Source organism: Thalassobacillus sp. C254, assembly GCF_001310615.1.
This window is the reverse complement of record NZ_BAXQ01000003.1, coordinates 149,563-163,133: the sequence shown is the minus strand read 5'-3', so window position 1 is coordinate 163,133 and position 13,571 is coordinate 149,563. Positions and strand designations below refer to the sequence as shown.

Sequence of the window (13,571 nt, the reverse complement as noted above, 5' to 3'; positions counted from 1 at the left end):
GGTGTTTTATTATGCTGCAATCGAAACGAAAATGGATTGTTGAACAAGAGACCAATGAAAATATTGAACGACTTAGTAAAGAACTGCAAATTTCAGAGGTTACCGCACGGTTATTATGGAACCGCGGGATTACAAGTGCCGAAGAAGCTTTGAAGTTTTTACATACAGAAATATCACAGCTGCACGATCCATTTCTTATGGATGGGATGGAGACTGCGGTTAACAGATTAAAAGAAGCGGTCAGTAATAATGAAAAAGTATTGGTTTTCGGGGACTACGATGCTGATGGGGTATCAAGCACCTCTATTATGATTTTCCTGCTTAAGGAATTAAAAGCTGAGTTTGGCTGGTATATTCCCAATCGCTTCACGGAAGGTACGGGCCAAACATTCCAGCTTTCGAAAAAGCGAAAGAAGAAGGGGTTTCCCTTGTCATTACTGTCGATACCGGTATTGCTGCCGTAAAGGAAATTGCTGCAGCCAAAGAGCTGGGAATTGACGTCATTGTAACCGATCACCATGAACCCCCTCCTGAATTACCTGAGGCATATTGTATTATCAACCCAAGAAGCCTGGATGTCCGTATCCCTTTAAAGAATTGGCCGGGGTCGGGGTTGCCTTCAAGCTTGCTCATGCTTTGTTAGGACGGCTTCCTGAGGAATGGCTGGATATTGTAGCGATTGGTACGATAAGTGATTTAGTTCCTCTTATAGACGAAAATCGTGTGCTCGCAACCTACGGATTGAGACAGTTAACATCCTCTTCCAAGCCAGGGATTCAGGCCTTAAAGAAACTTTGCGGGGTAGATGGACAGGTCATGGAAGCAGACAACGTAGGCTTTGCTTTTGGCCCCCGTTTAAACGCTGCCGGCCGCCTGGACTCTGCTGATCCTGCAGTTCACCTTCTTACCACTTCAAACGCGGAAGAAGCCGAAGAGTGGGCTGAAGTGATCGATGATTTAAATAAGGAAAGACAAGAAATTGTCAGTGAGATGACGAAAGAAGCAGTAGAGGAAGTAGAGAGGGCATATCCTCCGGAAAGCAACTCTGTACTTATTATAGCAAAGGAAGGCTGGAATCCCGGTGTAATTGGGATTGTGGCATCCCGTCTTACAGAGAGGTTTTACCGGCCGGTAATTGTTATGGCGATTGACCCGGAAAAAGGCGAAGCCAAAGGTTCAGCCCGAAGTATTAAGGGATTTGATATGTTTAAAAACCTGTCCAAGAACAGAGACATCCTTCCACACTTTGGAGGCCACCCGATGGCTGCCGGTCTTACGATGAAAGTTGAAGATATTGAGGACTTGAGAGCACGCTTGATTTCACAGGCAAATGAAGAAATGAGCGAGGAGGATTTTATTCCTGTCACTTCTGTGGACATGATTGTGCCTCTTGAACAAGCAACGCTTGCTGTGATCGAAGAAATGAAGCAGCTTGAGCCCTATGGAATAGCTAATCCTAAGCCGAAGATTATGCTTGAAGATGTTGATCTTAAATCGGCAAAGAAGATCGGGTCTAACCAAAACCATCTTAAAATGCTATTTGGAAAAGAAAATTATCAATTAGAAGGGGTAGGCTTTCATCTTGGATATTTATGTGAGGAAGTTGAATCGGGTACGAAAGTTTCTGCGGTAGGGGAGCTTTCTATAAATGAATGGAATGGTTACCGAAAGCCACAGTTCTTTTTAGAAGATCTTGCTGTGAGAGAATGGCAGCTTTTTGACCGTCGTCGGGAGAAAAAGCCAACTGAATTATTGAAAACTCTTCCTTCTGATAAGACGATAGGTGTAGCATTTGAAAGAGAAACAGTAGAGGTATTTGGAAGAGAAGTCTTAGATCTGGATATCATACATGTTAGTGAAATAGATGTTTCACCTCAAAAAGAAAAGGAAACGTATATCGTGATGGTCGATTTGCCTAAGACTATGGAAGAGTTCTCCAAAGCTTTAAAGCACCTTAAACAGATTGAAAGGGTCTATCTGCTCTTCAAAGACCATGGCGGCTTCTTTTTTGAAACCAGGCTTACAAGGGATCACTTTAAATGGTTTTACGGTTTCTTAAAGAAGCAGGGCACCTTCGATTTGAAAAAGCATGGAGAGCTTCTTGCCAAGAAGAAAGGATGGTCTTCTTCCACTGTTTCATTAATGGCAAAGGTGTTTTCTGAGCTGGATTTTGTTACAATAAATAACGGATTAATAACAGTGCAAGATGCTCCGGCTAAAAGAGACCTCAAAGATTCCCCCACGTATCGCAGTTATGAAGAGCGTACGCGTGTTGAACAGGAACTTTTATACGCTTCCTATAAAGAATTAAAAAACCAGGTTTCTTTATATATAGGAGAACAAGATAATAAGGAGAAGGTAGAACATGGATTTTAAAGAACATATTACAGTAGTCGAAGATTATCCGAAACCTGGCATTCGTTTTAAAGACATTACAACGTTAATGCAAGAGGGAAAGGTATATAAGCAAGCTATAAATGAGATGGCTGAGTTCGCCCGAAAACAAAACGCAGATGTTATAGTAGGGCCTGAAGCAAGAGGATTTGTGGTCGGCTGTCCGATTGCTTATGAATTGGAAAAAGGGTTTGTCCCAGTAAGAAAAAAAGGAAAGCTTCCTCGAGAAACCATTGATGCGGATTACGGATTGGAATATGGCAGCGATTCTCTTTCCATTCATAAGGATGCTATTAAACCGGGACAAAGAGTTATTATTACAGATGATCTTCTTGCCACCGGTGGAACAGTCAAGGCCACTGTCAAGCTTGTAGAAGAGCTTGGGGGAATCGTTGCAGGGCTGGCCTTTATGATCGAACTCACCTATCTTGAAGGACGGAGCGGTTTGGATCAATACGAATTATTTTCACTGGTTGATTTTTAAGGATAGACTGCCGTCAGAGGGTGCTCTCTTAGGAGCGCTCTTTGTTTTATATTAAGAAGCATGGTACTTTACAGGAATGATAAACTTAAAGATAATATAAAGAAATATGAAAGGCTTGCAGGGTGATTCCATGACCATCGATGAAGTGTTGGAAAAGGCAAAAGTGTACCTATCGGCAGAGGATGTTTCTTTTTAGACAGAGCCTATAAGTATGCAGAAGAAGCCCATAAGGATCAATATCGCAAGTCCGGAGAACCCTATATCCTCCATCCTATCCAGGTGGCAGGGATATTGGTGGATCTAGAGATGGACCCGGACACAATTGCTGGTGCTTTTTTGCATGACGTTGTTGAGGACACTGATGTAACGGTTGAACAGTTGAAAGAAGCATTTAACAGTGAAGTGGCCATGCTGGTTGATGGAGTCACCAAACTGAAAAAGATCAAATATAAATCAAAAGAAGAGCAGCAGGCAGAAAATCATCGCAAAATGGTAGTTGCGATGGCCAAAGATATAAGAGTGATTTTAATCAAGCTGGCAGACAGGCTTCACAACATGAGAACGTTAAAGCATCTTCCCCCGGAAAAACAACGTCGCATTTCTAATGAAACGTTAGAAATTTTTGCTCCGTTAGCTCATCGTTTAGGGATATCAACAATAAAATGGGAGCTTGAAGATACAGCCCTTCGTTATCTCGACCCTCAACAGTATTATCGGATTGTAAACCTGATGAAGCAAAAGAGAGCAGAGAGAGAGCAATATATCGAAGAAGTTATAGATAATATTAATAATAGTCTGCAGGACATTCATATCTCAGCAGATATACAAGGACGCCCAAAGCATATATACAGTATTTACCATAAGATGGTCAAGCAAAAGAAACAGTTTAATGAAATTTACGATCTACTTGCCGTGAGAATAATTGTAAAAAGCATTAAAGACTGCTATGCGGTTCTGGGCATCATTCATACCTGTTGGAAGCCGATGCCAGGACGCTTCAAGGATTACATTGCCATGCCAAAAGCAAACATGTATCAATCCCTTCACACTACTGTACTGGGGCCTAAAGGAGAACCATTGGAAGTTCAAATTCGCTCCGAAGATATGCACAGAGTGGCAGAGTACGGGGTTGCTGCTCACTGGGCATATAAAGAAGGGGGAACTGAGTCAAAATCCTTAGGCGACCAGCTGACATGGTTCAGGGAAATAATAGAGTGGCAAAACGAAGCTTCTGATGCCCAGGAATTTATGGAGTCGTTAAAAATCGACTTGTTTTCTGATATGGTGTTTGTCTTCACGCCAAAAGGGGACGTTATCGAGCTCCCACGGGGGTCCGTTCCTATTGACTTTGCCTACCGGATTCACACCGAAATTGGAAACAGGACGATCGGCGCTAAAGTAAATGGCAAAATGGTGCCCCTGGACCATGAACTCAAAACCGGGGATATTGTGGAAATGCTCACGTCTAAGCATTCATACGGTCCGAGCCAGGATTGGCTGAAGCTGACACAGAGCTCTCATGCCAAGAACAAAATCAAGCAATTTTTCAAAAAAGAACGTCGGGAAGAGAACATCAATAAAGGACGAGAAATGGTTGAAAAGGAACTTAAGACACAGGATTTTGACCCAAAGGAAATTATGACGGAACAAAATCTTGCTGAAGTTGCCAATAAGTTCAGCTTTACAGGTGAAGAGGACATGTTTGCGGCAGTTGGCTATAATGGAATCAGTCCTAAGCAGCTGGTGACCCGCTTAACTGAAAAATACCGCCAAAAGAAAGAGGAAGAGCAGGAGGAGAAATCACTTGCAGAGGCAGTAAAAGAGCTGACTCCCCAATCTTCTGGAAGAAAAACAAGTATCGGTGTGAGAGTAAAAGGGGTAGACAACCTGTTAATCCGTCTTTCTAAATGCTGTAATCCCGTCCCGGGAGATGACATAGTAGGCTTTATCACAAAGGGGAGAGGGGTCACCATACACCGTGAGGACTGTCCTAACGTTAATACCGAAGAAGCAAAAACAAGGCTTCTGCCAGTAGAGTGGGAGGCAGATGAAAAGCGGAAAAACTACAATGTAGATATAGAAATAACCGGGTATGATCGCCGGGGCCTTCTCAATGAAGTTCTACAGTCAGTCACTGAAACAAGAACAAATATTAATGCTGTATCTGGCCGGTCTGACAAAAATAAACTGGCAGTGATTGATATGAGTATTGCCATTCACAACGTAGATCACCTTCATCAAGTGGTGGAAAGAATTAAGAGGCTGTCAGATATATATTCTGTTCGCCGTGTAATGAATTAAATTTATTGAATAGCAGGACAGGGGTTTAAATAACATGAGAGTAGTTATTCAGCGTGTGAGTTACGGAAAAGTAACAGTTGAGAACGAGGTGATCGGTTCGATAGGAAAAGGGATCGTTGCTTTGGTGGGCATCACTCATGAGGATACAGAACAAGATGCAGATTGGACAGCAGAAAAGATAGCCAACCTTCGCATTTTTGAAGATGAAGGGGGGAAAATGAACCGTTCTCTCTTAGATCAGAATGGAGAGGTTTTATCGGTTTCTCAATTTACTCTTTATGGCGACTGCAAAAAAGGCCGGCGTCCTAATTTTATGAGTGCAGCTAAACCAGATCATGCTGTTACTATTTACGAGCATTTCAATGATTCATTAAGAGAAAAAGGCATCAAGGTAGAAACTGGGGAATTTGGAGCAATGATGGATGTTGAATTAAACAATGATGGCCCAGTAACATTGATTATTGAAAATCCTTGATTAAAAAAATCAAAGGGGCCATACTACTTTTTAAATACTTTAAAAGGGTGAGAGTAGTGAAGGTTCCAATGTCTACAGCTGTCTCTAATGAATCGCTTCAAGGGAGCATAAAGGCTGACCCTTTTCCGTATGAAAAGATGGAATTAGAAGAAAGTAGTCTTTCTCCTTGGGGGGTTACTGCTCCTCTAGAGAGGACAGCTTGCAAGAAGAAGTCCAGACTTCGGTAGCTCTGCAAAAGAGAAGTTGTTGACAAGTTTTCTCTTCATTCGTATGATAGAAAACAGCAAATAGTTTAGACGAAATGAACCAATGAGGGAGAAAAGTAGTCAAGTGCAAGTCGGTCAGAGAGGAAGGTGCCCGAGGCTGAAAGCCCTTCTGCGAACAACTTGATGAAAGAACACTCCTTAGGTGTGCTTTTGAAAAGATATCTTAGTAAAAAGCACCGTAAGCAGGCGTTAACTGTAAAAGTGGAAACTATATGTTTCAAAAAGGGTGGCACCACGGGAAAGTCTCGTCCCTCGTTTTAGCGAGGGGACGGGACTTTTTTGTTTATTTACATAGGAAAATTAAGGTGTATTCCGACGGAAACGAAGAAATGATATCAAGAAAGTATAAATCGGAGAGGAGAACTGACCATGAATATACGCATCCCTAGAGGAACACAAGATATTCTTCCTGGAAAAGTCGAACAGTGGCAATATATTGAAGAAAAAGCCGCGACCTTTGCAGAAGGTATAATTACAAAGAAATACGAACTCCTGTTTTTGAGCAAACTGAGCTTTTTCAAAGAGGGGTTGGCGACACAACTGATATTGTACAAAAAGAAATGTACACCTTTGAAGACAGAGGCGGGAGAAGCTTGACACTTCGCCCTGAAGGCACCGCGTCTGTTGCACGGTCCTATGTTGAAAATAAAATGCACGGGGAAGCACAGCAGCCGACAAAGCTGTTTTACATCGGGCCAATGTTTCGTTACGAAAGACCTCAGTCCGGAAGGATGAGACAGTTTGTACAGTTTGGTGTTGAAGCAATTGGAAGTGCCGATCCTGCCGTAGATGCTGAAGTAATTGCACTTGCTATGGATTACTACAGCGAACTTGGTTTAAAAGGATTAAAATTGGTGATTAACAGCTTAGGAGATAAAGAGAGCCGTGAAGCTCACCGACAAGCACTAATTGATCATTTTCAACCAAGAATCAATGAATTTTGCAGTGACTGCCAGGAGCGATTAGAAAAAAATCCTCTTCGCATTTTGGATTGTAAGAAGGATGCGGACCATGAGCTAATGAAAACAGCTCCATCTATTTTGGATTATTTAAATGAAGAATCAACGGCTTATTTCGAAAAGGTTAAATTCCTCCTTGACCAGATGGGAGTCTCTTATGAGGTTGATCCTGCGTTGGTCCGTGGATTAGATTATTACAACAATACAGCCTTTGAGATTATGATTGAAGGAAAAGGATTTGGGGCAATCACGACATTAAGCGGCGGAGGCCGCTATAACGGCCTTGTGGAAGAGCTTGGGGGACCCGAGTCACCTGGTATAGGGTTCGCGTTAAGCTTAGAGAGACTCCTTATGGCACTTGAAGCTCAGGAAATTAATCTTGAAATAAAAGAATCCATAGATTGTTATTTAGTTGCTATGGGAGAAAAAGCTAAAGATAAAGCAGCAGTTCTTTTATACGAATTAAGAAAAGAGGGCCTGACAGCTGATAAGGATTACATTGACCGAAAACCTAAGGGGCAGTTTAAATCAGCAGATCGTTTAAAGGCCAGATACACTGCCATTCTTGGTGAAAATGAATTGGAAGCGGAAAAGATCAATGTAAAGCATATGGAAACAGGTGAACAAAAAGAAATAGCACTTAGTGATTTTATTACTTACATGAAAGAGAATATGGAGGAATCAATATGATTGGAAGAACACATCAGTGCGGGGAAATATCAGAAGCATTAATTGGAGAAAAAGTACAGTTGAAAGGCTGGGCTCAAACAAGACGTGACTTAGGACAGGTTATTTTTATTGATTTACGTGACCGATCAGGTATTGTACAAATTGTTTTCAATCCGGAGATTTCTGAGGAGGCCCTTCAGACAGCAGACAGGGTGAGAAGTGAATATGTGTTAGATGTAAAAGGGACTGTAATTAAAAGAGAAGAAGAAACCTATAATGACAAAATTCCGACCGGTACGGTTGAAGTTCAGGTAAATGAAATTAAAATTCTTAACCCTTCAAAAGCTCTGCCCTTTGCTGTCGACAGCGACGGGGAGATTACGGAGGATGTTCGCCTGAAATACCGCTATCTAGATTTAAGAAGGCCAGAAATGACAGAGACAATCAAGCTTCGTCATAAAACTACCAAGATCATTCGTGACTTCCTCGACAACCATGAATTTCTTGATGTGGAAACACCAATGCTTACAAAAAGCACTCCTGAAGGAGCGAGAGATTATTTAGTGCCAAGCCGGGTGCATCATGGTGAGTTTTATGCTCTTCCTCAATCACCGCAGCTATTCAAGCAGTTGTTAATGGTATCTGGACTTGAGCGGTACTACCAAATCGTTCGCTGCTTCAGAGATGAAGATTTACGAGCCGATCGCCAGCCTGAATTTACGCAAGTCGATATTGAAACCTCCTTCATGGATAAAGAAGATCTTCTGGCCATGATGGAAGAGTTAATGGCTACCTTGCTTAAGGATATACATGGTGTAGAAATTGAAACGCCTTTCCCTCGTTTGACATATGAAGAAGCGATGCATCGTTATGGATCGGACAAGCCGGATACACGTTTTGGCATGGAACTTGTAGAGCTTTCAGAGATCGTCAAAGGCAGTGATTTTAAAGTCTTTGCCCAGGCAGTAAAAAATGGCGGCATTGTAAAAGGCCTGAATGTAAAAGGTGTGGCTGATACTATGTCTCGTAAGGAAATAGACGATCTTGCCGACTTTGTAGCCATTTATGGAGCAAAAGGTCTAGCTTGGCTGAAGGTTGAGGAGAACGCATTAAAAGGACCAATAGCGAAGTTCTTCAGTGATGAGGAAACAGCAGCAATTCGCGAGGCTTTAGATGCGGAGCCGGGGGACCTTCTCTTCTTTGGAGCAGATAAGCCGCAAGTAGTATTCGATGCTATGGGTGCTTTGCGCTTGAAGTTTGGAAAAGAACTTAACTTAATTGATAAGTCTGTATTTAATTTCCTATGGGTTACTGAATTTCCTCTTATGGAATACGATGAGGATGAAAATCGCCATGTTGCTATGCACCACCCGTTTACACGTCCGGTAAAAGAAGACATTAATGTACTGGATGAGGATCCGGCTCAGGTGAGAGCAGAAGCATATGATCTTGTCCTTAACGGCTACGAACTTGGAGGAGGCTCTCAGCGTATTTATGAACGGGAACTCCAGGAAAAAATGTTTACAGCTCTTGGCTTTTCTCAAGAAGAAGCCAGAGACCAATTTGGCTTTTTGTTAGAAGCTTTTGAGTATGGTACTCCGCCACATGGCGGGATTGCCCTTGGCCTTGACAGACTGGTTATGATTTTATCAGGCCGCACCAACCTTCGGGATACCATCGCTTTTCCTAAAACGGCAAGTGCCAGCGACCTCTTGACAAAAGCTCCATCAGAAGTAAGCGAGAAGCAGTTAAAGGAGCTTAACTTAAAAATAGTATCCAAAGGAAAGAAAGAATAAAGAAAGAGACGGAAGACAACCGAGAAAAAGAATGAGGCTGTCTCAAAATCACATGTAGGTAGAGAAAAATCCAGGATAGGGCATATCCTGGATTTTCTTTGCAATCTGCTTTGTTTCCTGAAACAGGCGGGTCACTTGTTTCGTTTCAGGAAATTATGGACAATGGCTGCTAGCGCAGCTTTCCCCAAAGGTGAATCAAGGAAAAGGCTTTAGCTTTTCCTCGGATTATGATGATCAAAACTTTTTTATCCTTAAGGGTTCTGTTTTGCTCAATCTTCTTTTTTAAGATTGCTGCTGTTTAAATGCCTGAATAAAAGAGGAAGGATCCTTTCGAATATAATAGGTTCGTACGCCCTTGCTCGTATGAAGGTATAAAAAACCCATTTTACAGCTTTCCTGACGGTAAGAAATATCAAATATATGGGTGAGATAATATTCCTGGTCAAATACTATTATCCTGTCATCAAAAAGCTTCATTGATTCAATGTGTTCTACGGTAAATTTTTCAGTCCATTCAATTTTTTGTTCAATATACAGCACTTCTTGAATAGCTAACGGTTCCATGGTCATAGGTTCTGAAAAGAGAAGAACTCTTTTTTCATTCACCTCCCTTTCAATCAGCAAGTGACATTTATACCCAAAGGTTGAAAAAAATAAACCAAAATTCCTCCTTTTTTGAGAAATTAGGACCTATTTAGTGTTCTTCGTAAAAGAGCAAATTATATTGACCGCCTATGGTTCTCATGCTATCATATATTTAAGCAATAAGAGAGTCCTGAGGTGTACGTAGGTACTATACGTTTTGAGCCAACACTTCAACATCGGGAGCCTGTCGTTTCTTTTCGGAGTACACGCCTCTTTTTGTGGAAGTATGAAGATCTGAACAAGGCACCCACCTGCCAGGAGCAGGCTTCAAAACAAGGTCAATTTTACGGCACCGCGGGACTTTTTTGACCTACATAACGAACAAACCCGAGGGGGAATCCCCGGGTTTTTTATTTTGTCACCGCATGAAGATAAAGGGAGAGGAGAAAAGCATGTTACACCAATTTTCGCGAAATGAGTTAGCTATCGGACAAGAAGGGCTGGAGCTATTAAAAAATAAAACTGTAGCTGTGCTTGGAATCGGGGGAGTAGGTTCTTTTGCAGCTGAAGCACTGGGTCGCTCAGGCGTAGGACGAGTAGTGTTGGTAGACAAGGATAATATAGATATTACAAATGTAAACCGCCAGCTTCACGCTTTACTTTCCACTGTCGGACAACCGAAAGTAGACGTGATGAAGGAACGACTCTTAGATATTAATCCTGAGTGTGACATTGTTGCCTTAAAAATGTTCTACACAGAAGAGACCTATGAAGCTTTTTTTGAACATGGGCTCGATTTCGTTATTGATGCTTCTGATACCATTTCCTATAAGGTACATTTAATGAAAGAGTGCTTAACAAGGGATATTCCTATTATTTCAAGCATGGGTGCTGCAAACAAAATGGATCCGACGCAGCTGAAAGTTGTAGATATTTCCGAAACATCTTATGATCCGATGGCACGAGTGATAAGAAGAAAGCTTAGAAAAGAGGGAATTTACGGGGGAATAGATGTAGTCTTTTCAGAAGAGTCTCCTATTCAGATCAAAGAGGAAGTAAGAAAAGAAATTGCTCCTGAAAAGGCAGAAATACGAAAAGCAAAGATCCCTCCTTCTTCCAATGCTTTTGTTCCTTCGGTAGCTGGATTAATCGCTACGGGCCATGTCATGAGCCGCCTTTTGGAGCCCATTGAAATTCAGAGATATGATAAGGAAAAAGGGTAACCCGGACAAACGGGTTACCCTTTTCACTCTTCACTATGGTTTCGCTGCCTATTCCGCTTTGGCGATTTTTTCAAGGTTACCGTTTTTATCCATCCGGAAACTGGAGGTCATGTTTCTGTCTTCGTCACCTAAAAAAGCCATCCGGCGAGCACGGTTCATAATTTCAATAAGTGATTTATAATCTTCTTCTACTGAAGTATATTTTTTCTTTTAGTTGCTTTAGTTCATTTTGATAGGAAGTAATTTGTTTTTTTAAGGCAGTAATTTCCTCTTTTAATTGACTGTTTTCCTGGTTAACAGCGTATCTATCATTTGACTGGGAGGAAAGAGAAGATAAATAGGTAATAACCTTATGCAAACTCATCTCTTCTTCCATGGGAGGAGAAAAACTGGTCTGGGGAGAAGAAAAGCTCTGCGGGGCTACTGCTTGAATAGCAACCTGTCGCTGTCTCTGCTTTCTTTCCCGTTTAGCCTGTTGAATCGCATTATCGTATTGGTTTCTTACCACTGCATTCCATCTGAAACCACATGCAGCAGAAGTTCTGTTTAATTCGTCTCCGACTTCATCAAACGCACGGAGCTGAGTGCTTCCGTTTTTAATATGCTTGAGAACTGTTTCAGCTAATAATAGATCGTCTTCATGGGACCATGCATCTTGCCTGATTTTCACAATGATCACTCCTTATATGCTTTCAGGATTTAATATATAAATTTGATGTAAAATAAGAGATACAAAAATGAATATAGCAGTCAGGAAACACCTTATTAGTCTCTTAATGTAGACAAACATTTCTTTTTTATACCTTTTTAGACAGGTATTCCCCTTATATAAGGAAAACTTGAAGAGGAAGACTGGGTATGCTCGGGTATTTTAGCTTCTACTATGATGTTTCATAAAAAAACGTGACCTGGCAGATTGCCAGATCACGTCTTTTTTATTTATGTTTAGGCTTGAGCTTTACATAGATCTCTTGTAATGTCTGTTCGAATTTACTATTGTCTTTAGGATGATAGTATTGTTTATATTTTAACTTATCTGGAAGGTACTGCTGAGAAACCCACCCATTTGTATAATCATGGGGATATTTATAGGTAACCCCTCTTCCAAGCTTGCTCGCTCCCTTATAGTGGGCATCTTTCAGATGAAGGGGAATCTCAGGGGTGGCTGAGTCAAGGAGATCTTGTCTTGCCGCATCCAGAGCTTTATAGGCTGAATTAGATTTCGGTGATAGACAGAGTTCAATAATAATATTGGAAAGAGGAATACGTGCTTCCGGGAAACCTAAACGTTCAGCTGCCTCAACTGCAGCCAGGCTCTGGCCCTGCTTGGGGATTGGCCAGTCCAATATCTTCATAAGCTGTTACGATTAGTCTTCTCCCGATGCTCACAAGATCACCTGCTTCAACAAGACGGGCAAGATAATGAAGAGCTGCATCGACATCGCTTCCGCGAATTGATTTCTGGAAGGCAGATAAAACATCATAATGACCGTCTCCATCTTTGTCATGAGTGAAGCTTTTCTTTTGTATACATTCCTCAGCCGCTTCTAATGTAATGGGGATTTCCCCATTTTCATTTTGAGGCGTGGAAAGAGAAGCAAGTTCCAGGGCGTTCAATGCAGCCCTCAAATCACCTCCGCTGGCTGTGGCAAGGTGGTTTAGAGCTTCCTCATCGACTGCTATCGGCATTTTTCCTAACCCGTTTTCTTTATTTTCGACGGCTCTTTTTAATGCTGTTTTAACGTTCTCTTCGGATAAAGGCCGGAGCTCAAAAATCTGAGATCTGCTTCGAATAGCTGGATTTATTGCATGATAAGGATTAGCTGTAGTGGCTCCTATTAAAATAATCAAGCCTTTTTCCAAATGAGGAAGAAGAAAATCTTGTTTGGTTTTGTCTAACCGATGGACTTCATCCATGATAACGATCAGCTGGCCGCTTATCTTTGCTTCTTCTACTGCAATCTCCATATCTTTTTTGTTATTGACCACAGCGTTAAGCATTTTAAAAGAGGTGTCTGTACTTCCGGCAATTGCCCGTGCAATAGAGGTTTTCCCTGTGCCGGGAGGACCATACAAAATCATGGATGAGAGCTTGCGAGCGTCAACCATTCTCCGCAATAGCCTGCCTTTTCCTGTAATGTGTTCCTGCCCTAGAATCTCCTCAATGCTTTGAGGGCGCATACGGTAAGCGAGGGGCTGGTTTTTCCTCATCTTCTTGCCTCCGTTCTGTACGTCGAACATTAGTTCTATTCTAATTCCTTTTAATATCTTTGTAAACATATAAAGAATATCGGAAACAGAATCATGCAATTTGGTATTTATCCATGCTATAATAGCAGGGAATTCATAGGGACGAAAAGCGTTATGTGCAATTTGAGACAATAGAGAGAAGGTTTACCATGGAAGGGATAATGGGGAA

Annotated in this window: 8 protein-coding genes, 1 other RNA gene, 4 pseudogenes and 1 other annotated feature; of the genes and pseudogenes, 10 read left to right on the top strand and 3 right to left on the bottom strand. The window is 41.6% G+C overall.

Going from position 1 to position 13,571, the window contains the following annotated elements; genetic code table 11:
- Positions 1–11 precede the first annotated feature (11 nt).
- The 8 genes and pseudogenes from JCM19033_RS27150 to aspS all read left to right on the top strand — a co-directional run bounded on the left by JCM19033_RS27150 (position 12) and on the right by aspS (position 9,344).
- Positions 12–464 carry a hypothetical protein gene (locus JCM19033_RS27150; RefSeq protein WP_306301233.1) on the top strand — a complete coding sequence of 151 codons (453 nt, stop codon included), beginning with the start codon at positions 12–14 and terminating at the stop codon, positions 462–464.
- The gene (locus JCM19033_RS27145; protein WP_306301255.1) at positions 347–643 is read left to right on the top strand and encodes a DHH family phosphoesterase; all 297 of its coding nucleotides are present in this window, start codon (positions 347–349) and stop codon (positions 641–643) included. The genes JCM19033_RS27150 and JCM19033_RS27145 overlap by 118 nt, the downstream gene beginning before the upstream one ends.
- Positions 550–2,376, top strand: a complete 1,827-nt coding sequence (locus JCM19033_RS05345) for a single-stranded-DNA-specific exonuclease C-terminal domain-containing protein (protein ID WP_306301232.1) — start codon at positions 550–552, stop codon at positions 2,374–2,376. Before JCM19033_RS27145 ends, JCM19033_RS05345 begins: the two co-directional genes overlap by 94 nt.
- Positions 2,366–2,878, top strand: a complete 513-nt coding sequence (locus tag JCM19033_RS05340) for an adenine phosphoribosyltransferase (RefSeq protein WP_054635539.1) — start codon at positions 2,366–2,368, stop codon at positions 2,876–2,878. The genes JCM19033_RS05345 and JCM19033_RS05340 overlap by 11 nt, the downstream gene beginning before the upstream one ends.
- Positions 2,879–3,008: 130 nt before the next feature.
- Positions 3,009–5,179 (top strand): annotated as a pseudogene (locus tag JCM19033_RS05335) (bifunctional (p)ppGpp synthetase/guanosine-3',5'-bis(diphosphate) 3'-pyrophosphohydrolase).
- Between the two features lie 34 nt (positions 5,180–5,213).
- Positions 5,214–5,654: a D-aminoacyl-tRNA deacylase gene (dtd, locus tag JCM19033_RS05330; protein WP_054635538.1), complete on the top strand. Its 441-nt coding sequence runs from the start codon at positions 5,214–5,216 to the stop codon at positions 5,652–5,654.
- 300 nt (positions 5,655–5,954) lie between these two features.
- Positions 5,955–6,176 (top strand) — a binding site (T-box leader).
- A gap of 113 nt (positions 6,177–6,289) precedes the next feature.
- Positions 6,290–7,569: pseudogene (hisS, locus tag JCM19033_RS05325) on the top strand (histidine--tRNA ligase).
- Positions 7,566–9,344: an aspartate--tRNA ligase gene (aspS, locus tag JCM19033_RS05320; protein WP_054635537.1), complete on the top strand. Its 1,779-nt coding sequence runs from the start codon at positions 7,566–7,568 to the stop codon at positions 9,342–9,344. The pseudogene hisS and the gene aspS overlap by 4 nt, the downstream one beginning before the upstream one ends.
- A gap of 282 nt (positions 9,345–9,626) precedes the next feature.
- On the opposite strand, the gene JCM19033_RS05315 is transcribed toward aspS, so the two are convergent.
- Positions 9,627–9,950 carry a hypothetical protein gene (locus tag JCM19033_RS05315; RefSeq protein ID WP_269757975.1) on the bottom strand — a complete coding sequence of 108 codons (324 nt, stop codon included), beginning with the start codon at positions 9,948–9,950 and terminating at the stop codon, positions 9,627–9,629.
- 163 nt (positions 9,951–10,113) lie between these two features.
- On the opposite strand from JCM19033_RS05315, the gene ssrS reads away from it, so the two are divergent.
- Positions 10,114–10,294, top strand: a non-coding RNA gene (gene ssrS / locus JCM19033_RS21960) — 6S RNA.
- 87 nt (positions 10,295–10,381) lie between these two features.
- Positions 10,382–11,152: a ThiF family adenylyltransferase gene (locus JCM19033_RS05310; protein ID WP_054635635.1), complete on the top strand. Its 771-nt coding sequence runs from the start codon at positions 10,382–10,384 to the stop codon at positions 11,150–11,152.
- Between the two features lie 48 nt (positions 11,153–11,200).
- Here JCM19033_RS05310 and JCM19033_RS05305 read toward each other — a convergent pair.
- Both JCM19033_RS05305 and JCM19033_RS05300 read right to left on the bottom strand, forming a co-directional pair.
- Positions 11,201–11,822 (bottom strand): annotated as a pseudogene (locus JCM19033_RS05305) (RsfA family transcriptional regulator).
- A 265-nt stretch (positions 11,823–12,087) separates the two neighbouring features.
- Positions 12,088–13,363, bottom strand: a pseudogene (locus JCM19033_RS05300) (replication-associated recombination protein A).
- Positions 13,364–13,571 lie beyond the last annotated feature (208 nt).